The organism is Enterococcus sp. C76, from assembly GCF_040886985.1.
GTDB classification, from domain to species: domain Bacteria; phylum Bacillota; class Bacilli; order Lactobacillales; family Enterococcaceae; genus Enterococcus_B; species Enterococcus_B lactis.
In genome coordinates, this window is record NZ_JBFOEY010000002.1 from 248,073 (window position 1) to 268,907 (window position 20,835).

Annotated in this window: 20 protein-coding genes; 5 read left to right on the forward strand and 15 right to left on the reverse strand. The window is 39.7% G+C overall.

The features are described 5' to 3' along the window. Positions 1-219 precede the first annotated feature (219 nt). The gene (locus AB3I00_RS03630) at positions 220-1,167 is read right to left on the reverse strand and encodes an NADP-dependent oxidoreductase (protein ID WP_368024785.1); all 948 of its coding nucleotides are present in this window, start codon (positions 1,165-1,167) and stop codon (positions 220-222) included. Positions 1,168-1,354: 187 nt separating this feature from the next. Here AB3I00_RS03630 and rpsN point away from each other — a divergent pair, with 187 nt between their 5' ends. Further along, on the forward strand, positions 1,355-1,624 hold the full coding sequence (rpsN, locus tag AB3I00_RS03635) for a 30S ribosomal protein S14 (protein ID WP_002293413.1): 270 nt from the start codon (positions 1,355-1,357) through the stop codon (positions 1,622-1,624). A gap of 171 nt (positions 1,625-1,795) precedes the next feature. On the opposite strand, the gene AB3I00_RS03640 is transcribed toward rpsN, so the two are convergent. From AB3I00_RS03640 to AB3I00_RS03665, 6 genes are all read right to left on the reverse strand, one after another. Next, positions 1,796-2,158 (reverse strand): type II toxin-antitoxin system PemK/MazF family toxin, encoded by a 363-nt coding sequence (locus tag AB3I00_RS03640; RefSeq protein ID WP_002289874.1) that lies wholly within the window; start codon positions 2,156-2,158, stop codon positions 1,796-1,798. Positions 2,159-2,168: 10 nt separating this feature from the next. Next, positions 2,169-3,290 (reverse strand): alanine racemase, encoded by a 1,122-nt coding sequence (gene alr, locus AB3I00_RS03645; protein WP_086286326.1) that lies wholly within the window; start codon positions 3,288-3,290, stop codon positions 2,169-2,171. 15 nt (positions 3,291-3,305) lie between these two features. Next, positions 3,306-3,656, reverse strand: coding sequence for a holo-ACP synthase (gene acpS, locus AB3I00_RS03650; protein WP_002293418.1), 351 nt, complete (start codon positions 3,654-3,656; stop codon positions 3,306-3,308). 129 nt (positions 3,657-3,785) lie between these two features. Further along, complete coding sequence (locus AB3I00_RS03655) at positions 3,786-5,297, reverse strand: DEAD/DEAH box helicase (RefSeq protein ID WP_002293419.1); 1,512 nt, start codon at positions 5,295-5,297, stop codon at positions 3,786-3,788. A gap of 321 nt (positions 5,298-5,618) precedes the next feature. Beyond that, complete coding sequence (gene murF, locus AB3I00_RS03660; RefSeq protein WP_086328589.1) at positions 5,619-6,971, reverse strand: UDP-N-acetylmuramoyl-tripeptide--D-alanyl-D-alanine ligase; 1,353 nt, start codon at positions 6,969-6,971, stop codon at positions 5,619-5,621. A gap of 152 nt (positions 6,972-7,123) precedes the next feature. Next, complete coding sequence (locus AB3I00_RS03665; RefSeq protein ID WP_002293424.1) at positions 7,124-8,200, reverse strand: D-alanine--D-alanine ligase; 1,077 nt, start codon at positions 8,198-8,200, stop codon at positions 7,124-7,126. Between the two features lie 195 nt (positions 8,201-8,395). Here AB3I00_RS03665 and AB3I00_RS03670 point away from each other — a divergent pair, with 195 nt between their 5' ends. Beyond that, positions 8,396-10,141: an ABC1 kinase family protein gene (locus AB3I00_RS03670; RefSeq protein WP_368024786.1), complete on the forward strand. Its 1,746-nt coding sequence runs from the start codon at positions 8,396-8,398 to the stop codon at positions 10,139-10,141. A gap of 183 nt (positions 10,142-10,324) precedes the next feature. Here the strand turns inward: AB3I00_RS03670 and AB3I00_RS03675 are convergent, their stop codons facing one another. The 7 genes from AB3I00_RS03675 to AB3I00_RS03705 form a co-directional block, all read right to left on the reverse strand. Beyond that, the gene (locus tag AB3I00_RS03675; RefSeq protein WP_104764245.1) at positions 10,325-10,792 is read right to left on the reverse strand and encodes a YaiI/YqxD family protein; all 468 of its coding nucleotides are present in this window, start codon (positions 10,790-10,792) and stop codon (positions 10,325-10,327) included. After that, positions 10,776-12,149: a hypothetical protein gene (locus AB3I00_RS03680; protein WP_086286329.1), complete on the reverse strand. Its 1,374-nt coding sequence runs from the start codon at positions 12,147-12,149 to the stop codon at positions 10,776-10,778. Before AB3I00_RS03680 ends, AB3I00_RS03675 begins: the two co-directional genes overlap by 17 nt. Before the next feature lie 322 nt (positions 12,150-12,471). Next, a complete protein-coding gene (locus AB3I00_RS03685) occupies positions 12,472-12,960 on the reverse strand; it encodes an N-acetyltransferase (protein ID WP_002293430.1) in 489 nt (162 codons plus the stop codon). A 21-nt stretch (positions 12,961-12,981) separates the two neighbouring features. After that, positions 12,982-13,584 (reverse strand): TVP38/TMEM64 family protein, encoded by a 603-nt coding sequence (locus tag AB3I00_RS03690; protein ID WP_002293431.1) that lies wholly within the window; start codon positions 13,582-13,584, stop codon positions 12,982-12,984. A 461-nt stretch (positions 13,585-14,045) separates the two neighbouring features. Further along, complete coding sequence (udk, locus tag AB3I00_RS03695; RefSeq protein ID WP_002289751.1) at positions 14,046-14,675, reverse strand: uridine kinase; 630 nt, start codon at positions 14,673-14,675, stop codon at positions 14,046-14,048. Between the two features lie 83 nt (positions 14,676-14,758). After that, positions 14,759-15,454, reverse strand: coding sequence for a YjjG family noncanonical pyrimidine nucleotidase (locus tag AB3I00_RS03700; protein WP_002315562.1), 696 nt, complete (start codon positions 15,452-15,454; stop codon positions 14,759-14,761). A 12-nt stretch (positions 15,455-15,466) separates the two neighbouring features. Beyond that, positions 15,467-16,183 (reverse strand): 16S rRNA pseudouridine(516) synthase, encoded by a 717-nt coding sequence (locus tag AB3I00_RS03705; protein ID WP_024635699.1) that lies wholly within the window; start codon positions 16,181-16,183, stop codon positions 15,467-15,469. Between the two features lie 328 nt (positions 16,184-16,511). Here AB3I00_RS03705 and AB3I00_RS03710 point away from each other — a divergent pair, with 328 nt between their 5' ends. The 3 genes from AB3I00_RS03710 (at position 16,512) to AB3I00_RS03720 (ending at position 19,321) form a co-directional block, all read left to right on the forward strand. After that, positions 16,512-17,120: a 50S ribosomal protein L25/general stress protein Ctc gene (locus AB3I00_RS03710; RefSeq protein ID WP_002293435.1), complete on the forward strand. Its 609-nt coding sequence runs from the start codon at positions 16,512-16,514 to the stop codon at positions 17,118-17,120. A gap of 325 nt (positions 17,121-17,445) precedes the next feature. Beyond that, positions 17,446-17,769: a DUF960 domain-containing protein gene (locus AB3I00_RS03715; RefSeq protein ID WP_002289744.1), complete on the forward strand. Its 324-nt coding sequence runs from the start codon at positions 17,446-17,448 to the stop codon at positions 17,767-17,769. A gap of 181 nt (positions 17,770-17,950) precedes the next feature. Beyond that, positions 17,951-19,321: an MATE family efflux transporter gene (locus AB3I00_RS03720; protein WP_002293436.1), complete on the forward strand. Its 1,371-nt coding sequence runs from the start codon at positions 17,951-17,953 to the stop codon at positions 19,319-19,321. 128 nt (positions 19,322-19,449) lie between these two features. Here the strand turns inward: AB3I00_RS03720 and AB3I00_RS03725 are convergent, their stop codons facing one another. Next, complete coding sequence (locus AB3I00_RS03725) at positions 19,450-20,751, reverse strand: hemolysin family protein (RefSeq protein ID WP_024635700.1); 1,302 nt, start codon at positions 20,749-20,751, stop codon at positions 19,450-19,452. Positions 20,752-20,835: the final 84 nt, after the last annotated feature.

Below are 20,835 nucleotides of genomic sequence, written 5' to 3' on the forward strand. Positions count from 1 at the left end.
TTTTGGACATATCACGGCAATTGTCTCATTGTAATCTCTTACATATTGAGAAATAATTAAGGATTACAGCCTTTACTTTATCATGAAATAAAAGGGAAAGATAATTTTATGCCAAAGTTTTTATCTATTATACGTATACGCAAAAAAGCTAAAACACTTTTTTGGTCTTTGCCCCTACAAAAATGTTTCAGCTTTTTTCATTTTTTATTCCTATATTTCTTACTTTTCGAATGACAAAATGATTTTCCCAGCAGGAGGATGCCCTTCAACTTGCTGATGTGCTTGGATGACATGTGCAAGGGAAGCAGACAGATTCATTGAAATAAAAATATGAAAGGCACCTTTTTGATAGGCTTTGATTATGCCAGCAAAGGCTTCTGCATCTTGATATTCCTTTCTTGGAACAAATGATTCATAAAAGCCTTCCTTTTTTTGCCGCAAATCTAGGTCTGGGAGGTCATTTAATGCAACATATCTCCCACCTGGTTTCAGGATCTGGATGCCGGTTTCTCCTTTGATGCTTCCTTTCGTGGCATCAATCACAAGGTCTGCTTGATCAGCAAATTGCATACCTGGGTCTGTTTTATCATAAGCAGCAAATGCTGAAGCTCCTAGTTTCCTTACTTTTTCTTCGTTTTTACTAGAGGCACTGGTTAAGATTCGGATACCCTTTTCGTGGAGAAGCTGGATCAGACTAGACCCGACCGCACCTGATGCACCTAGAATCATTACTGTATCTGTCGGCTGGATTTCCGTCAAATGATTGATTAGATTGTACGCCGTAATCCCTGGTGTGACCATTCCGGCTGCTTCTTCCCAACTCATTTCATCTGGAATTTTTGCTGCTTTTGCTGATGGCAGTACGACTTCTTCTCCGTAAGTCCCGCCGACTGCATGGACAGCTACTCGATCACCTACATGAACAGTTGTGACATCTGAACCAATCTCTGTCACGATACCAGCGCCATCATTACCTAGTACATAAGGGAATTTCAATGTTCGTATCTCTTTCATCTCTCCTGAACGCAAGGCAACATCATACGGATTCACGCTGAATGCTTTTATTTCTACACGAATATGTCCGGAATGGACTTCTCTGGGTTGAGCATCGATTTCTTCAAAAACATCTTGCGCTTCTCCGTAACCGTTAATTGCAAATCTTCGCATGGTTACCATCTCCCTTTTTCTTTAAGTTTACGTTCATGCCTTTATTTTGACAAAAAAAATGTCTTTTCGATTTGGAACATGATCCAAAACAAAATAGTTGTTTTTTTTCGCGTATCGTGTTAAATTATTCATCTAAAAGCGTAAAGATTACGATTTACGCTAATAAAAAAATTGGAGGAATTTGTTGATGGCTAAAAAATCAAAGATTGCCAAAGCAAAAAAACAGCAAGAAACGATTGAACGCTATGCTGCTTTACGTCAGGAATTAAAAGCGCAAAAAGATTATGAAGGCTTGCGTAAACTTCCTTTAGATGCTCGTCCAGAACGGTTGAAAAATCGCGATCTAATCGATGGACGACCTCGCGGATACATGCGTAAATTCGGGATGTCCCGTATAAAATTCCGTGAGTTAGCACATAAAGGTTTGATTCCAGGAGTAAAAAAAGCCAGCTGGTAGTCCAAGTCTGGCTGTAAAGGAGGAGGGCGCATGGACCACTCCTTGGATCATCAAAAAAGATACGTTCGCTTCTTCTAGCAGAAATGCTGGTACTAGAAGCGGACGTATCTTTTTTTACGCACAGTTGGTCCTTTTTTTATATGTAAAGGCTGCATGGTTACTTCGCTATACTTATTTAGTAACAGGAGTGAGTGCCTCAATGCCCACACTAATTTTTAATGCTCGGTCAACTTCTGCCATAATTGGACGATCCAAATGGCAGACTTTTTCTTTCAATCTTGATTTATCGATCGTTCTGATCTGCTCCAACAGGATAACGGAGTCTCTTTCTATTCCTGTTCCAGTAGCTTTGATCCCAATGTGAGTCGGAAGCTTAGGCTTAGCCATTTTTGCCGTTATAGCCGCAACAATGATCGTCGGGCTGAAATGGTTACCTAGATTATTTTGAATAACCAAAACTGGACGTGTTCCGCCTTGCTCCGATCCCACGACTGGAGAAAGATCAGCAAAATAAATATCTCCTCTTTTTACCATAGGATCCTCCTTATTCTTGATATTCTCTTGGTATCCGCTGTCCTAATCCGCATGCCACTTCATAGTGGATCGTACCTAATTGATCTGCTACATCTTGCATAGTGATTTCTTTGTCTGCATTTTTGCCGATAAGCGTCACTTTTGTTCCGACCGGAAATTCTTGAGGCAATCGGATCATCAGTTGATCCATACATACACGTCCAATCGTTTCACAATAGTTTCCTTCTACCAATAAAGAAAAACCTTGCATCTTTCGTAGCCAGCCATCTGCATAACCGATCGGTATCGTTCCGATCCATTCTGCTTCAGGAGTGATATATGTTTCCCCGTAGCCGATTCCTTCACCTGCTGGGAGTTTTTTGACTTGGATCAATTCAGAAACCAGTTCAAGCGCTGGCTGTAACGGATAAACTTCCGGTAGTGCATGTCCAGATGGGTTCAGTCCGTACATTGCTACTCCATAACGAATCATATTGCCGATTGTTTCATCATGCCATAAAGCCGTTGCACTGTTACTGACATGTACATATCGAGGAAGTTCAGGAAGTTTTTTTAGCACTTCCATAAAGCGTTCCTTTTGCAGATTCCAATACGTATCGTCTGCTTGATCTGCTGTAGAAAAATGGGTAAATAATCCTTCCCATTCTAATACACGACTTTCTCTGATGAATGCAGCTGCCTCTTTTACTTCTTCAGGTGTACAAAAACCGATACGCCCCATCCCAGTATCTGCTTTTAAATGGATCGAAAGAGGCATCTCTAGCTTACTTTCCTCTAAAATAGCAGCTGCTGCCTGCAACCATTCCCGAGTACCTGCAGTTACTGACAAATCATGAGCAACAGCTAAAGCCAGTGCGTCGTAAGGAACCATGTTCAAGATAAGGATGGGCTGAGTAAATCCAGCTTCTCTCAACTCGACTCCTTCATCTAAATTTGAAACACAAAAACCCGAAGCTCCACCAGCAACTGCTGCTTCAGCTGTCTCTACAGCTCCATGACCGTATCCGTTTGCTTTTACTACTGCAAACAATTCTTTCCCTTGCGGAAGTCTTGCCACTTCATTTGCTACATTTTCAGTTATAGCTTTTTTATGTATCACTGCTTTCGTTGGGCGGTGCCAAGCGACAACCATCATTTTTCCTTCTTTCTAGTCTTCCAAAATAATTTGTGCAAAAGCTGTTTCATTTGTGTGAGTAATACTGACCCATACATTGCCTTCATGAGGGGAACGCGTAACAACGGGCTGACCGTTTTCATTTTTTAAAATCTCGATATCTTGAAAGGTAACTTTCCCGATCCCCGTTCCCCAAGCTTTAGAGAAAGCTTCTTTACAGGCGTAACGCCCGCCTAAAAATTCTACTTGGCGATGAAAAGGCAAGGACTGGAACAGTTTCGTTTCTTCAGAGGTCAAGATTCGTGCAATGAATTTTGGTTTTTCTTCGATCAGCCGAGTGATCCTAGACAATTCGACTGCATCGATCCCAATTCCTTTTATCATATGTTTTTCTCTTTTCAATAAATTTAGAACACTCTCATTCTACCAAATTATAACCATTTTGCCACAAATAAGTCCACAAATAACAAAAATGAAAGTTTCTCTTAAAACAGAGAAACTTTCATTTTAGGTTTAATCGTTATTTGAACGGATCACAAATCCGCGTTTTTTATCATTGTGACGTTTACCGCCATCTTTTTGGCTGTTATTATTTTTGCTATAACCGCCTTTTGATTTGTTTCCACGATAATTCCCGCCGTCACGACGATTACGGTTGTTTCCGCCGCCACGTTTGCCATTTTTGTTGTATCCTTTTTTCTGCATTGGCAATGGACGTTCTGGTGTGATCTTCACTGGTACTGCATCAGCTGGATCTTTTGCTGTCGTTTTCAGCAGTAAAGCAACCAAATCTTGTGCAGAATATTCTTCTAATAATTTATCTGCTGTTTGCAGGTATTTATCTAGACCGTTTTCTGCAAGTTTTGTTTCGATTTGTTCAACTGCAGCACCTAATTGACCTTTGAATGCTTCTTTTTCAGTTGGCGGACGTAAAGTCGTCATCCGTTTTTTCGTCAAGTTTTCGATCACATGCAAGTAGTCCATTTCATTTGGTGTAACGAAAGTCACAGACATACCGCCTTTTCCGGCACGACCTGTACGTCCGATACGGTGAACGTAGCTTTCTGGATCTTGAGGGATATCATAGTTGTACACATGAGTGACACCTGAGATATCTAATCCACGTGCGGCAACGTCTGTCGCTACAAGGATATCTAAATGACCGTTCTTGAATGAACGCAATACGCTCATCCGTTTTTGTTGAGACAAATCGCCATGGATTCCTTCTGCACGATAACCACGTGCTTCTAATCCGCGTGCCAATTCATCTACGCGGCGTTTTGTACGTCCGAAGACGATTGTTAGTTCCGGTGTTTGAACATCAAACAAGCGAGTCATGATATCAAATTTTTCGTATTCTTTTGCGCGGACATAGTATTGATCGATCAAGTCAGCTGTCATTTCTTTCGCTTTGATCTTCACATGATGTGGACTTTTCATGAATTTAACGCCGATATTCTTGATGGCTGGCGGCATTGTTGCTGAGAAAAGTAATGTTTGTCTTTGCTCAGGAACTTGAGAAATGATTTTTTCGATATCTTCCAAGAAGCCCATATTCAACATTTCATCTGCTTCATCCAAGACTAATGTTTGAACAGTTCCAAGCTTCAATGTATGGCGGTTGATGTGGTCAAGCATACGTCCTGGTGTACCCACAACGATATGTGGACGATCTTTCAAGCCACGGATCTGACGGCCAATATCTGCTCCACCATAGACAGCTTGTACACGCACTTTTTTGTCGCGCCCTAAACGATATAGTTCTTCTTGTGTTTGGATAGCTAATTCACGTGTTGGTGCGATAACCAGACCTTGTAATTCGTGACGATCTGGATCGATTTTTTCTAACATTGGTAATCCAAATGCAGCTGTTTTCCCTGTACCTGTCTGTGCTTGTCCAATAACGTCTTTTCCAGCTAATGCTAGCGGAATCGTTTCTGCTTGGATAGGTGTTGCTTCTTCAAAACCAGCGCGTTCGACTGATTTCAACAATTCTGGTGATAATTCTAGTTCTTTAAATTTCAAATGAATCCTCCTATATGGTTGTTAACTGAGGATGTAGCTTTTTTGCTACCCCGTCGATTTGTTCGGTCAAAGTGTATTGTTTCTTTTTGACAGTGGCCACGCACGTTTTTATCCATTCTTAGCCCCTGTGGCACCACCGAAAAATCACTTTGCGAAGTTTAGGCATTAGAAAAGCCAAACGGGTCGCGTTCAGCTTTATCATGATTATGACATCTGGTTTCGACAAGTTGCTTCCATGGCAAAACCAGTCCAATTTCTCTTCATCTTTCGGCAATAGGTTATTCTAACATAGCTTTTCATTTTCTGCAAGTTTACAGATTTTTATTTCATTTGCTGAAGCTGTTCTACTACTTCGAATAAGCCCATGCTGTTGCTGCCTTTCAGCATAATACTGTCTGTTGATTCAAGATTTTGTTTGACAGCTTCAATCAATTTATTCTTTTCTTTTTCAAAATAGAACACAGGTAGTTGCGGATATTTTTGATTCAAGTCTTCTTTTAATGCATGCATTTGTTCCCCGTACAAGAAAATCATGGCAAATTTCTCAGGATCGATATGTTCACTCATTTGCGCATGCATGTTTAATGAATCTTTCCCTAATTCCAGCATATCTGCTAACACAGCGATTCTGCGCCCTTTTGTTGGCAGATTTTTAAAAGTATCTAATACTAGTCCCATGGCTGTTGGATTTGCATTGTAGACATCGCTCAAAATAGCTGCACCATTTCCTGCCGTTAGCCATTCAGTTCTGTTTTGTGTGATAGAAACATGAGCGAGCCCTTGGCGTATCTCAGGTATGGACAGTCCAAAGAAGCGCCCGATCGTATACGCAATCAAAGCATTCGTTACATTATAACTTCCAGGCAGCGGGATCGTAAATGTTTCTCCTTCTACTACAAAATCGGTTTGCGCTTTTCCTTCTGCTGTCACTTCTGCATGAACATCGCCATTTCCAATACCGAATGTTGTGACTGTTTGTACTAATGTTGCCGTTAAAGGTGTCAGCAACGGTTCATCTGCGGGCACAACGAGTAATCCGTCTGGTACAAGTCCGTCAGTGATTTCCATTTTGGCTTTAGCGATTCCTTCTCGCGACCCAAGATTTTCTATGTGTGCTTCACCGATCATTGTGATTGCTGCAGCTTTTGGTTGAGCCATAAGTGAAAGTTCTGTGATTTCATTGGCGTGATCCATGCCCATTTCCAAAACGATTTTTTCTGTATCTTGCGGCATGTGCAAAATCGTGTAAGGAAGACCAATATTATTGTTGTAATTTCCTTGCGTCTTATATGTTTTGTATTTTTCAGACAAGACAGACGCGGTTAGATCTTTCGTGGTGGTTTTACCATTGCTTCCTGTAATTGCAACGACTTCTGCGCCTACTTTTTCCAAGTAATAGGTTGCCAATTGCTGCATGGCTTTCAAAGGATCTGCTACAGGGATAACTGGAAAATCTTTTGGTGCTTGTTCAACAGGCAAGCTCCAAAATGAAGCAGATGCGCCATTTGTGATCGCTTGCTGGATAAATTCATGTCCATCTCGCGTACCGGCAAGAGGAACGAATAAACTTCCTTCGGTTATCTTCCGGCTGTCAAATTCGACATTGGTAATCTTTGTCAGTGCAGAGCATTCGCTGCCCACGGCTTGTGCAATTTCTTGTATTGTTAGATTCATTGAGATCTCTCCTAAAAAAGGTTGTGAAAAAAGCGTTTGGCCTAAACGGCGGGTTCGCATGACTCTCACTTCCAAGTAAATTTCTCTATTCGTATTTAGAAGCTAGAATGAACGCGGTTACGCAATCACTCCAGCTTCTTCTTTATTTCTCTTTATTCATTTTTTTCAAAAAAAGATTGACGCTGATGGTATCGATTCATTCCTAATTGAATCAGTTCTTCAATCAAATCACCGTATTTCAAGCCCATGTTTTCCCATAAGAGTGGGTACATACTGAACTCCGTAAATCCTGGCATAGAATTTAATTCATTCAGGAATAATTCATTTTTATTTGTCAAAAAGAAATCACACCGGCTCAATCCGCTTCCGCCTAACATCGTGTAAGCTAACTTCGCGTACTCTTGCGCTTTTTGATAAACTTCTTCCGGCACTTCGGCTGGAATCTGCATTTCGATTTTATTATTGATATATTTGGCTTCATAATCATAGAATGCTACGTCTTTTACGACTTCACCAGGCAAAGTCGTCCGAACATCTTCATTTCCTAATACAGCAACTTCGATTTCGCGCGCTTCAATTCCTTGTTCAACGATTGCTCGAGAATCATACTGATAGGCTGTTGCTAAAGCATTTTGCAATTCTTCGCGGTTTTCTGCTTTTGTAATACCGACACTAGAACCCATATTCGCCGGTTTGACAAACATCGGATAAAGCAAAGAACCTTCACATTGATCAAATACTTTTTTAGGATTTTCTTTCCATTGATTCTTAAGTACTGGTACATAAGGAACTTGTGGCACACCAGCAGCTTGTAAAATATATTTGGTCATGATTTTATCCATGGCACATGCACTGGTCAATACGCCTGCGCCGACATAAGGCATATTCAATGTCTCTAAGAAGCCTTGGATCGTTCCATCTTCTCCGTTTGGCCCATGTAAAACTGGAAAAACGATGGCTCCTTCTTCTTTGATTTCGCCCGGATTGATCACTTTTCCTGTAAAGCCTTCCTCTGTCTGTCCACTTGGGTCCCATGAAAGATGCAAGACATCTTTGCTGGCAGGTTTTTCTGTTAGTAATGGACCTTTGACCCATTGTCCTTCTTTTGTAATAAATACGAGTTGAACTTGGTAATAATTATAATAAATGGCATTTAAAACTGAAAATGCGGAAAGAATGGACACTTCATGCTCTGCGCTGCGTCCGCCATATAGTAAAGTAATCTTCAAAAGATTGTCCTCCTGTATTCTAAATCGTTCAGTGATTTACTCTCATATTTTAGCACAAAACAAAAACAAACGAATAACTTATTTATAAAAAAACGAGTTGGTTTCTAAAAGAACAAACGTCATTTATTTTTTGTCAGCTAGATTATTTGTCCCGTTTTTTATAAAAAGTTATGATAAAGGAAAGGAGGGATGATGATGGCGCAAACAAATCCACGCAGCCGCTTGGCAGAAATCATTCGAGTGTTCATCAACTACAATGTAGTGCCAAACTTTGTACAGCAAAAAAATCCCGAACAGGTAAAAAAAGCCTTTGAAGAATTAGGACCCACCTTCATCAAGATAGGACAGATGCTTTCTGTTCGGGAGGACTTGCTTTCCTCTGCCTTCACTCAGACATTCAAAACATTACAAGACAGTGTACCTAGCGACACATTTTCAACGGTCAAAAGGACGATTGAAACGGAACTTTCTCTTTCAGTATCAGATATATTCGATGATTTTTCCAAATCACCTTTTGCTTCCGCTTCTATGGGACAGGCGCACCGTGCCAAGCTGAAAAGCGGTGACGCGGTAGTTGTTAAGATCCAACACCCTAACATTGCCGAAGAGATCCGCCTTGATCTTCAACTATTTGAACGTGCAATCCCTTTGATCAAATACATTCCTGAAACTAGCGTAGTTGATCTAAAAGGGGTACTCCAAGAAGTAAAACGTTCCTTGATCAATGAAATGGACTTCTTAAAAGAAAGTCAAAATGGCGAACAATTCTATCAAAAGAACAATGGCTGGAAAGAGATCCGCAGCCCCAAAATTTATGACGCTTTTTGTTCGAAAAAAGTGATCGTGATGGAAGAAATGTCTGGTAAAAACTTGAATCATTTGATGAATGCCGAAAACGGAACAGAAACTTTTATCACCGGTATTCAAAACAAGCAGCTGAAACAAGAAGTTGCAAAGCTTTTAGTTGAGAACTTTATGAAACAGGTGTTTGATGATGGTTTTTTCCATGCTGATCCTCATCCGGGGAATTTGCTGTTCCATGTGCTAACAAAAGAAGAACAGACACGAGCTCGCCGAACAGCTGAAACAGTTCATGAAAAAGAGTTCGGCCCCTTTGCTTTTCGAGCCTCTACTTCTACAGAAGACCCTGTTGCGCCATATACGGTCAACTACATTGATTTTGGCATGATGGGGCATCTTTCTGCAGGACTTAGGCAAAAGCTCACACAAGCCGTTTTAGCGCTGTATACGAAAGATGCTTATCGAATCGAAAAAGCGGTCCTTCGACTTTGTCAGCAGGAAGGCTTATTTGATGAAAGTCGGTTTCATCAAGAACTGACAAGTTTTCTTGAACAATATTATGATTCCCCTATTGATGAAATCAACTTGCAAGAAGTATTCGCACAAGTCGTGATGATCTGTCATCAAAATAATCTGCAGTTCGACCGTGATATCACGCTTTTGCTGAAAGCATTCGGGACATTAGAAGGGGTAATCCGTGTCCTTGACCCTGAAGTTTCCCTCATGGAAGTTGCTTCGCCTTTTGCCCAACATTACTTTCTCACCCATTTGGATGTAGAAGATACATTGAGACAAAGTGGATTAGATCTATTAGAAGGAATGAAGGCTGCGCCTAAGATTCCACAACAACTCCATCATCTATTAGAAATGTGGACTTCGGGACAAGGAAAAGTCAATTTGGAATTAAAAAAGCAAGACAAATTATTGAACAGGATCGAAAGTATGATCAATCGGCTTGTTTTCGGCATGATTTTAGCTGCATTGATCGTAGGATCTTCCCTCCTTGTCCAAGCTGCACCTGTAGAAAACGCAGAGGTCGTTTCCTTATTAGGGATATTTACGTATGCTATTGCCGCATTTGTCATTATTTTTTTAGCAATCGATGCATTGATCCAAATGTACAAGAAGAGGAAAAAGTAGAAAAAAGTTGGGAGAAAGCTGTTCTGTCTCAAACAATAAGAACGACCAAATAAAAACAGCTCCTCCTATTTTACCGTTTTTTGAGCGAGTACCGAAGAACAACAAAAAAAAGGAACAAGGAATCCAATTATCCTGTTTCCCTGTTCCTTTTTGGTGTATTCGCGCACAAGTAAACTACCTTCGTTACCTACTATCTTCTGTACTTGGTAAACCTTGGTCAATTGCCTTTTTCAACGCTTGACGAAAAGCCGTATGATCTTTCTCCGTAAAAGGTTTTGGACCCTTTGTCCTTATACCAGCTTTTCTTAATTTCCCACTATGGTAACGTTGTTCGAGAAGCGTACCGATATTCGCTTCGTCAAATTCTTTTCCAGAGTGATGGAACACTCGAACACCCTTCGGCAATACAAGTGAAGCTAAACCATAATCTTGCGTGATCAAAAAGTCATTCTTCTTAACCATACCGACGATTTTATAATCTGCACTATCAGCTCCACGGTCTACGTAGACGATTTGGACATGATTAGCGTATTCTTTGGTCGTATAATGATCTACACTGGTTACGATAATCACGTCGAGACCATAGGATTCTCCTAACTTTATGACATCTTCTTTTACTGGAGAACCATCCCCATCAATGAATAGCCTCATTCTTTTTCGCCTTCTTCCATAAATGATATACAGTCACCAATCCGCTCATTAAGAGACCGACATTGATCCATTTGGCTAAAATAAGCAGTTGCGCACTTGCTATCGGCACTGCTCCATGGTTCAGCATGATCAGTAGTAGATGGATTGGCTCTCCCATTTCTTTTGCTAAAATAAACAAAAGCGTCATTAATAAAAACTGGTGGATCACACTTCCTTTATTTTGAGTAGTGTATTTGGCAATAATCCGACGATCCATTGGAATAGCTACATCGGTTTGATAGTATTCCTTATTTAGCCAACTGCCTGTTACTACGTGCCAGAAACTAAGCAGAAAGACACCTATCGCAAAACCATTTGGAATCAAGAGGACCAACAAAGAAGAACTCAGTCCAAGCAATTGCGTAGCCAATGGAGACCATGATAAACGTTTCAAAATCAATGGTCCGACTATTTTTGCTGCAATCAAACCGGCAGCATAAGGAAAATACATATAAAACGGAAGTTTCTCTAATCCGTACAGTATGCCAACATAAAAACTGCTAAACAAAAAAAGAAAATTCCCTAGCATTCCGTTTAGAAAAGTAAACAGATTCAGCCAACTTGGCAACTTCCATTCCTTCTTCTGGTGGCCTAAGACGAACACGAACACAATGAACAACACCAAGAAACCATAAACAGCAAGATCAAAAAGCCTTTCATCGAATAACAATCGGGCATTTCTCAAAAGAAACAATAAGCCAAAGAACACCAAAAATAAAACAAGCTCCCGCGTAGCCACTAGGTTTCTTTTAATATCTTTGAAATCCAGTTCGTAACGCGGATAATGACTGACCGTATGGTAGGCCATGACGTAAAAAAGTGTATAAATCGTAAAGCTTGCTGCAATCTGAGTCGGTGCAGGCAGTCCGATCGCTTGATACAGGAGAAATAGCCAGATAGCTGCAAATAAGTATTTTTTCCCATCCATATTGATAAAGCCTTGCGTCTTCTCATGGAAATTGACCGTGATATTAGCAGGTACAAGCCATGCTGCACTTAGCCCTAGAAGAACACTTGAAAAATAAAACAAGGGAAAATAAAATACGCCTAGTATTCCAAGTAATGAACCAGTACCACCCATCAGCAGAGCGATCATCAGCAACGTGTAACTATCTAGACCAAATCGTAGACTATTGACTAAAAACAGCCCAGTCATCCGAAAGGCATAAAACAGCGTAAATGGCAAAATCGTCAGCCAATTATGCGAATCTGTTATTCCCAAAAATAAAAGATAAGGAATCAAAATAATCGTATTGCTTAAGATAAAGGGCGTTGTTTGCGTAAAATTGCGCCCAAATCGTTTGAGTTTTTCGAACATGACAATGGCTCCCTTAAACAGTCTTATAACTAATCTGCTCTTCGATTTTAGCATTAAAGGGGAAATAAACCAATTTTACAGAATATATTCTTGTAAAAAAAAATGCAGAAAGAAGCATAAGCTTCTTTCCGCATTTTTACGGTACTTGATTACTCAAGCAGACAAGCCCTTCTCCACAAAAGTCTTGCCCGACACCCCTGCATCCGGCAGGTGATAAAGATAGAAATCAATTATCCTGTGCCTCCAAAATCAATTAGGAGCTCTGTAAACCAGAGTCCTTCTCGACCCGTCGCATGAAGTTACTTTAACACAGTTCCTAAGATTATGCGAGAGCTTTTTTCATTTTATAATCGACCATTTGAAATCCTTGACCGATATCTGAAACAAGTTCTTCTGTAATCTCAAACCCTTCATGCTTATAAACCTCGATTGCTTGGTGGTTTCCCTGGTTCACTCGTAAAAAAATCTCTTTTTCCTTTGTTTGCGCAGCAAGTTCTTCATACCAGCGAAAAACCGAAGAAGTCAATCCTTGGCCACGGGCTTTGTTCAGCAAATATAATTTACTTAAATAGATTTTACCTTTTATCTCTTCATAAGCAGTGTAACCGACAGTCTTCCCTTCACTTTTTAATAAAAAATAAGAAACGCCTTCTGCCAGTTCTTTTTGGATCTGCTTTTTTGACTGATAAGTTTTCAGCATATAATCGACTTGCTTTTGACCAATAATTGGTACAAAAGCTTCCGGCCATACTTCTTGAATGACTGCCATCAGCTCATCCAGTTCATTTTCTGTTACTTTTATTTTTTCCATACACCCACGTCCTTTTTTACATTATAAATGACCTTGCGCTTGATGGAATAAAAAGAGCATGATCATACTGTACACACCTACCGACCACGGCTTCAAGAAAATCACGATCTGCATAAACTCTCTAAAAGATAATTTCGTCAAACCAGCTACTAGACAGATCAAGTCGTCTGGCGCAAAGGGAAGCAGCAAGGTAACGACTAATACTTTTTTGATATCTTTCGTTTTTCTTGTCAGCAATTCATCAAATTTTTGATACTTTTTTGGCGATAAAATAAGCTGGACAAAGGCTACGCCATAGTAACGGACAAGCAAAAATCCGATTGCTTCCCCAATCACTAGACCAATACAACTATATAAAAGCCCAAATCCATTGCCAAACATCAGCATGCCAGCTACCGAAGAAATCCCTCCCGGCAAAATAGGAATGATCACTTGGATCACTTGCAGCAGAACAAATACTATCACTGCATACTTGCCGAATTCCTGGATAAACGCTTGCAAAGACGTGCTTGAACGAAAAATCCCATGATGATAAGCATAGAGAATCAACACAAAGAAAAACAACAGACCGATGATTGGCATGATCTGAAGACATTTTTGTAAAACTGATGCTTTTTTAGACATCTTTCTTCCTCATATCTTTTTTCATTTGCTAAAACTGCCTCCTTAGGGGGTGCTGCAAAAGTAGCTTCTTCGGAAAATTCCTTCTTATTTATTGAAGCTGACTACTTCTGACACAACCTCTTGTTAAACGGTGTTCAAAAGCTTGCATCTACGATAATAAACCCAACCAAACGAAAAACATGAGAAGCTGTTTTTGTTTGATTTGTTCTTATTACTGGATGCAGGGCAGCTTTTTCACGACCTCTGATTCACGGTGCTCAATCAGCTGACCTTCGGTATTAGCTCAAAAAACGGTAAAATATAAGTAGCTATTTTTCCGTTTGTTTCTCTAATACTCAAGTCAAGACGCTGATTTCACAACCTCTTGTTATAAATAAAAAAACAGTTGACTGGTGACTGTTCAAAAAGCAGGATCCTTGCTTTTCGAACGGTCGCAGTCCGTTCAACTGTTTCGCTGCGCACTATTTATGGTTTAAGAAACTAGCCACTTTTGTTGTAATCAAATCAATAGCAACGTGGTTTTCTCCGCCTTCTGGAACAATGATATCCGCATAGCGCTTCGTTGGTTCGATAAATTGATGATACATCGGTTTAACAACTGTCAAATATTGCTCGATCACGGAGTCCAATGTGCGTCCCCGTTCTTCCATATCCCGTTTGATACGACGAATAATACGAATATCATCGTCTGTATCTACGTATACCTTGATATCCATCAAGTCACGCAGACGTTCATCTTCTAAGATCAGGATTCCTTCTAGAATGATCACTTCTTTTGGTTCCTGAATGATCGTTGCCTGACTTCTTGTATGCGCTACATAGTCATACACGGGTTTTTCAATGGCTTTATAGTTCAGTAAGTCGCCTACATGCTGAATCAGCAGATCATTATCAAAGGCAAAAGGGTGATCGTAATTTGTGTTCAATCGTTCTTCAAAACTCAAATGGCTCTGATCCTTATAATAAGAATCTTGTTCAAGCATCATGATGGAATGGTCCGGGAAGTTGTTGAAAATCGCACGGCTGACACTTGTCTTTCCGCTTCCTGACCCACCCGTCACACCAATGATAATTGGCTTGCTTTTTGTCATTGACTAAAACCTCTTTCGTATCCGTTTTTTCATTCTAATCTATTATAGCGAAAAAACACGAAAATGCTATATTTTTCTGAAAATTAATCCTTTTCAATTTCCAATAATGAGTAAAGTTCTTCTAAAGAATCGATTCGATAAGTGGGTTGGATTTCTTCGATTTCCGGCAATTTGTTTTTATTGAACCAAATCGTATCGATTCCTGCCATGTTCCCTCCTTTGATATCAGAAGTCAGTGAATCACCAATGATCACCGTCTGCTTTTTATCAAGATCAGGAATGTGGGAAAATACATGATCAAAAAATTCTTTCATCGGCTTTTGCGCTCCGACAGCTTCTGAGACAAATATATCTTTAAAATAATCAAGCATTCCTGCATCTGTTAAACGCTGATATTGAGTATGCGACACACCATTCGTTACAATATAAAGTTCGGCGTGAGGATGGAGCTTTTTCAGAAGTTCTAGACTTCCCGGAACAAGATCATGTCCTTGATTCAAGTAGTGACGATAGCGTTTCTCCATTTGGCGACTATCTACTGTTTTCCCAAATTGCTGGAAGAGTAATCCAAAACGACTGCCTGTTACTTCTTCTCGTGATAGTCTGCCCTTTTCAAATTCCTGCCATAAATGATGATTCAAAGCCTTATAGCTCGTTTTGATTTCTGGTGTCAATGTGATCCCTTGCTCTGCGAACAAAGCACTTAAAGCATTTGCCTCAGTTTGTTGAAAGTCTAGCAATGTATCATCAACATCAAACAATAAAGTGTTATATCTCATCTTTTTGATCTCCTATTTAAAATAAATACTTAACTTTTTCATCTCTGCTAGCGTCAACGATCGGTACTCGCCTACTGCCAACTGTTCATCTAATTCCAATGGTCCCATGCTTAACCGCTTCAATGCGATCACTTTCTTTCCTTGGGCTAAAAACATCTTTTTGACTTGATGGAATTTCCCCTCTTGGATCGTCAATAAAACGGTACTTTGGTGCTTGTCTGCTTTGAGTATTTTCAGGTAAGCCGGCTGGCATTGGTACCCATCAGCGAATACGATTCCTTTTTCAAATGCTGCTACGTCTGCTGATGTCACCCTTTCGTTCACCACTGCTTGATAAGTCTTTGAGACCTTTTTTTCAGGAAGGAGCATTTCATATCCCAATTGGCCATTCGAAGTAATCAGCAATAGTCCTGTTGTATCTCTATCCAGTCTTCCCACTGGATAGAGCGGCTGAAAACGATCGGCACTTGCAATCAGATCGATTACCGTCGTCTTTTCTGGATCTGACACAGCAGTCACAGCTTTTTTAGGCTTGTTGAGAAGATAGTAGGACTCATTTGTTTCTAAATGTTCACCTGCTACTTCAATCCGATGCAACAAACTGTCTACATTTCGATTTTGTCGAAATTCGACTGTGCCATCGATCATCACTTGCTTCAAAGCAAACAGCCGCTTCATTTCCTTACGTGTCGTTTCTAATTTTTCTTCTATTAATTTATCTAAGCGCATACCGTTTCCTTTCTTATTACTAATAAGAATTATACCTTGAATATGTTTGCTTGCAAATAAATCATCAGCGTTATTCCTTGACTTAACTAGCAGTTCGCGTTACGGTTAAAGAGTAAAGTGAATTGGATTTCTCATACACAGCGTAATGACCTGGTGGAGAAAAGTTGAATCCTGACTTTCTAAGGGGAGATGCGCACATCTCTCCTTTTGCGTTTTTTTAAGCGCCCTGCCTTCGATGATGTGCAAGAGATTAGCCTTTAGAATTCACTTAAATAAAATCTGTCCGTTACCAAAGCAGACAGTCACATTTTAAGGAGGAATTTTGGTTATGTCAGTATCATTAGAAGTAAGTAAAAGAGAAGTACGTCCCCGTTCATTAAGAAATAAACTTCGTCATGAAGGGAAAGTTCCAGCTGTTGTTTATGGGTATAAAATAGAAAGTACCCCTATCTCATTCGATGGTTTGACACTAAGCAAATTGCTACGTGAACATGGAGCAAACACAGTTATCACGATGGACATTGACGGACAAAAAGTCAATACATTGGTTCATAAGATCCAAACGAACACTTTTACTAATCATTTCGAACATGCAGAATTTCTATCTGTCAACATGTCGGAAGAAACAGAAGTCGAAACAGAAGTCGTTCTTGTTGGCGAATCAGTTGGTGTTAAATCGGGTGGAGTGTTAGCTCAAAACTTGTATACAGTAGTCGTATCTGCTACACCAGACAAATTGCCTGAACGAATTGAAGTCGACGTGACAAACTTGGAATTAGGCGATTCTATTACAGTAGCCGATCTTCCAAAAAACGACGATTACAAGTTCGTGACCGACAGTGAAGAACAAATTGCTGCTGTAGTCGCTCAAAGTGAAGAAGAAGAAAGCACAGGTGAAGGCGGCGAACCAGAAGTAATCGGTTCAAAAGAAGAATAATACTGAAACAATCAGGTGGTGTTAGAAGCGGCGGGTCAGCAGCTTTTAACACGCCTTTTTTATTTCTAATCGTTTATTTTCATATGGAGCTTCCGCTTTTGTAAATAGCTTTGCAAACGAAAAATGCTGATTTACCAAGCTTTCCCTCGCATATTTTTATCGTACCTTTATAAAAATTTATACTTTGAAAAAAAGTATTCAATTATTGTTGCATTTTTCCTGATTCTTTATTAGAATGAACCCTCGTTAAAGTAAGTATTTCTAGTTTATCCTATGATTGATTATAAAAATAAAAACATTCGTTGATTCGAAGGAGGTTAACCAGATGTTTGAAAGTTTTGATAGCAGCCGCAACCGTTACGCTTCAGTTGGTGTAGTATCAAGTTTGCCAGATGAATTGATTGACAGTATATGGTTTATTATTGACCTAGATCTTAAGGGAGTCATTCCATTAGAAAATATATTAACCTTTGATTTGATCGAAAATCGTGGAAAAGTGACGATGCATTTTTCTCAAGCAGGAAGCAATGTGGAAATGGATATTGATTTGCCGTTTGCCTATTCGAACCAATTTCCTGCTCAAGTATACGCCTATGATGACGGTACGAGAGAAACGATCCTTTTACCAAGTGAGATCAGACAATATTAAGGTGATAGATAAACGTGGATGTCCCTTATTTTACAGACCAGGCCAAGTTGTTGATTCTTTGACTCAATTCTTGGCTTCTTTTTATGGAATTTCATCAATTATCATTGATTTCTAATTGGTATTCTCAGGATAAACGCTATATACTACTAACTAAATTTTAAAGATATAAGGAGTTTAAAAGATGCGCGATTTAACAAAAGGAAGCCCCGCTAAACTGATTTTGCTGTTCACTGTTCCTTTACTGATCGGAAACGTTTTTCAGCAGTTTTATAATATGATCGATATGATCATCGTGGGTCAGACACTAGGTAAAAATGCGCTGGCAGCGGTTGGTGCAACTGGAAGCCTGACATTTTTGATCATTGGTTTTGCCCAAGGGTTAACAGCTGGTTTAGCCATTATTACTGCACAACGTTACGGTGCAAAAGATTATCGGGGTCTGAAGAAAAGTTTTGCTGCTAGTGTTGTTATTAGTCTTGTCGTCACTGTGATTTTAACTGTCCTGAGTCTCCTGTTTATTCGTCCGATGCTTCAGTTGATGCAAACTCCTCCTGAAATAATTGATCAAGCACAAACATTTATTTCAATTATTTTGTTAGGGATCTTTGCATCCGTCAGTTTCAATTTGCTTTCTAATGTCATTCGCGCACTTGGTGACAGCCGCACACCATTATTCTTTCTGATCATTGCGGTCATCATCAATGTCGTACTTGATTTGATTTTTATTATCTATTTTGGTATGGGTGTGGAAGGTGCAGCTATTGCTACCGTAATCGCACAAGTTTCTTCTAGCGTACTGTGTCTTGTGTATATCAAGAAAAAGATGCCTTTATTACAGTTACGCAAAAAAGATTTCAATTTTGACAAAGAAGAGTTTCGTGTACATCTAAATGCAGCTTTGCCAATGGCGTTCCAGTCTTCAATCATCGCTGTCGGTGCTATCGTATTACAAGCAGCACTAAATAGCTTAGGGACAGATGTTGTGGCTGCTCAAGCCGCTGCTGGTCGTATTGATCAATTTGCCAATCAACCGATGATGTCATTTGGTATCGCAATGGCGACTTTCACTGCACAAAACTATGGTGCAAAGGAATATGGCCGAATCTTGCAAGGTGTACGACAAACTTTATTGATGAGTGTCGGATTTAGTCTTTTAGCAGGTGCTATCGTCATTTTCTTTGGACATTTCTTTGTTCAACTGTTTGTTAGCCCATCAGAAACACATGTATTTGAATTAGCACAAACCTACTTCAATATCAATGGGTCTCTTTACTGGATCTTAGCAGTCCTGTTCATTTTACGCTACACGCTTCAAGGTCTTGGACAAAGCAAGATTCCTACGATCGCCGGTATGATGGAATTGCTTATGCGTTCTTTTGCAGCTATCGTTCTTACAGGAATGTGGGGGTATCCAGGAGCCGCAGCAGCTTCTCCTCTAGCTTGGATCGGCTCTGTTGCTGTGTTGCTTTACTCTTACATGCGTTCGATGAAACAATTGAAACACATGGGTGAAGAGGAGCATTTCACGTTAGAACATGCCGAAGCAAGGTAACCTTGATTAAAAGAAATCGGTGCGGCTAAAAATGAAAACTTTTATTGAAAATATCTTCTTCGTTTACCGAAAACAGTTTTTTTAGATAACAAAAGGCTGTGACATTTTTTGTCACAGCCCTTTTTCATTTATTCTGCTTCTCTTTCCATGGTCTCTACTTTGAAATAATCGATATGTGCATGCTGGTATTCTAATACCGTGAAGCGAAATGAGGCAATCTCAATGATCGTTCCTGCGTTTATTTCTTTGTATCGGCTAGAAGCAAATCCCGCAAGTGTAGTAAAATTCGTTTCTTCAAACTCTGGAATCTCTACATGAAAATAACGTTGGAAATCATCTAATGTTAGTTTGCCGGAGATGATATAAGAGCCATCTGACTGTTCCGCTATCAACGCTTCGTCCAAATCTGTCTCATCCCGGATTTCCCCGACGATTTCTTCTAAAATATCTTCAATCGTCACTAAGCCGCTTGTCCCTCCATATTCATCTTTTAAGATAGCAATATGTTTTCCTTTTTTTCGCATGATCGTCAATAATTTTTTTATAGGGATCGTTTCAGTTGTTACGATTGGCTCTTCAATCAAATGTTCTACTGTCAGTTGGTCATCTTTATATGATTGCTTGATCAAATCTGGTAAGGTAACATAACCTAGAACATTGTCTTTGGATTCTAAAATCACTGGATAGCGAGTATGTCCTTGCTCGATCGAAGCTTTTATCGCTTCTTTTACTGTTTCTGAAGCTTCGAATACTTGCATAGACGTACGGTCTACTTGTATATCTTTTGCCAAGGTATCATCAAATTCAAACACGTTTTCCAAATAATGATATTCTTCTTTGGTTAACTCACCTTTTTCATAAGAATTCAATGCGACTAATGTCAGCTCTTCTTGAGACAAGGTTTCTTCTCCTTCAGATACGAGGCGCACACCTAAAAGCTTTCCTAGACCCGCTGCCGAATGATTCAATACCCAAATAAAAGGAAACATTACTTTATAAAAATAATGAAGCGGTTTGACTACGAACAAGACGACCTTCTCCGTATTGACGATACTATAGCTCTTAGGAAGCAGTTCGCCAATAACCACATCGATATACGTCACTAAAATAAATCCTAGCGCCACAGAGATTGTACTGCTGATAGCCGAACTGAAAGGTAGTTTACCGATCACTGGTTCCAGTAGAGCCGCGACAGAGCCTTCACCGACCCACCCGATGATCAGACCGGTTAGCGTAATTCCTAATTGACTAGCTGATAAATAATTATCTAAATGGTGTGTAACATGAAGAGCTAGCTTGGCGTTCTTTACGTTTTCCTTTTCTAGTTGTTCCAATTTTGATCGTCTGATTTTCACTAAAGCAAATTCACTTGCTACAAAAAATGAAGTAATTGCGATCATCAAAAATAAAATAATGAAATTGATAACCATATTCTCCCGCCTTTCTCTTTTTCTATTGTACCCTTTTTCTACAAAAAGATTGAAAATAATGCGTATTTATATTAGGAATAAAAA

Excerpts from the sequence above, each read along its gene's own strand:
- AB3I00_RS03630 (WP_368024785.1), bottom strand. The coding sequence starts at position 1,167 with ATGCGAAGATTTGCAATTAACGGTTACGGAGAAGCGCAAGATGTTTTT.
- rpsN (WP_002293413.1), top strand. The coding sequence starts at position 1,355 with ATGGCTAAAAAATCAAAGATTGCCAAAGCAAAAAAACAGCAAGAAACG.
- AB3I00_RS03640 (WP_002289874.1), bottom strand. The coding sequence starts at position 2,158 with ATGGTAAAAAGAGGAGATATTTATTTTGCTGATCTTTCTCCAGTCGTG.
- alr (WP_086286326.1), bottom strand. The coding sequence starts at position 3,290 with ATGGTTGTCGCTTGGCACCGCCCAACGAAAGCAGTGATACATAAAAAA.
- acpS (WP_002293418.1), bottom strand. The coding sequence starts at position 3,656 with ATGATAAAAGGAATTGGGATCGATGCAGTCGAATTGTCTAGGATCACT.
- murF (WP_086328589.1), bottom strand. The coding sequence starts at position 6,971 with ATGAATCTAACAATACAAGAAATTGCACAAGCCGTGGGCAGCGAATGC.
- AB3I00_RS03670 (WP_368024786.1), top strand. The coding sequence starts at position 8,396 with ATGGCGCAAACAAATCCACGCAGCCGCTTGGCAGAAATCATTCGAGTG.
- AB3I00_RS03675 (WP_104764245.1), bottom strand. The coding sequence starts at position 10,792 with ATGAGGCTATTCATTGATGGGGATGGTTCTCCAGTAAAAGAAGATGTC.
- AB3I00_RS03680 (WP_086286329.1), bottom strand. The coding sequence starts at position 12,149 with ATGTTCGAAAAACTCAAACGATTTGGGCGCAATTTTACGCAAACAACG.
- AB3I00_RS03685 (WP_002293430.1), bottom strand. The coding sequence starts at position 12,960 with ATGGAAAAAATAAAAGTAACAGAAAATGAACTGGATGAGCTGATGGCA.
- AB3I00_RS03690 (WP_002293431.1), bottom strand. The coding sequence starts at position 13,584 with ATGTCTAAAAAAGCATCAGTTTTACAAAAATGTCTTCAGATCATGCCA.
- udk (WP_002289751.1), bottom strand. The coding sequence starts at position 14,675 with ATGACAAAAAGCAAGCCAATTATCATTGGTGTGACGGGTGGGTCAGGA.
- AB3I00_RS03700 (WP_002315562.1), bottom strand. The coding sequence starts at position 15,454 with ATGAGATATAACACTTTATTGTTTGATGTTGATGATACATTGCTAGAC.
- AB3I00_RS03705 (WP_024635699.1), bottom strand. The coding sequence starts at position 16,183 with ATGCGCTTAGATAAATTAATAGAAGAAAAATTAGAAACGACACGTAAG.
- AB3I00_RS03710 (WP_002293435.1), top strand. The coding sequence starts at position 16,512 with ATGTCAGTATCATTAGAAGTAAGTAAAAGAGAAGTACGTCCCCGTTCA.
- AB3I00_RS03715 (WP_002289744.1), top strand. The coding sequence starts at position 17,446 with ATGTTTGAAAGTTTTGATAGCAGCCGCAACCGTTACGCTTCAGTTGGT.
- AB3I00_RS03720 (WP_002293436.1), top strand. The coding sequence starts at position 17,951 with ATGCGCGATTTAACAAAAGGAAGCCCCGCTAAACTGATTTTGCTGTTC.
- AB3I00_RS03725 (WP_024635700.1), bottom strand. The coding sequence starts at position 20,751 with ATGGTTATCAATTTCATTATTTTATTTTTGATGATCGCAATTACTTCA.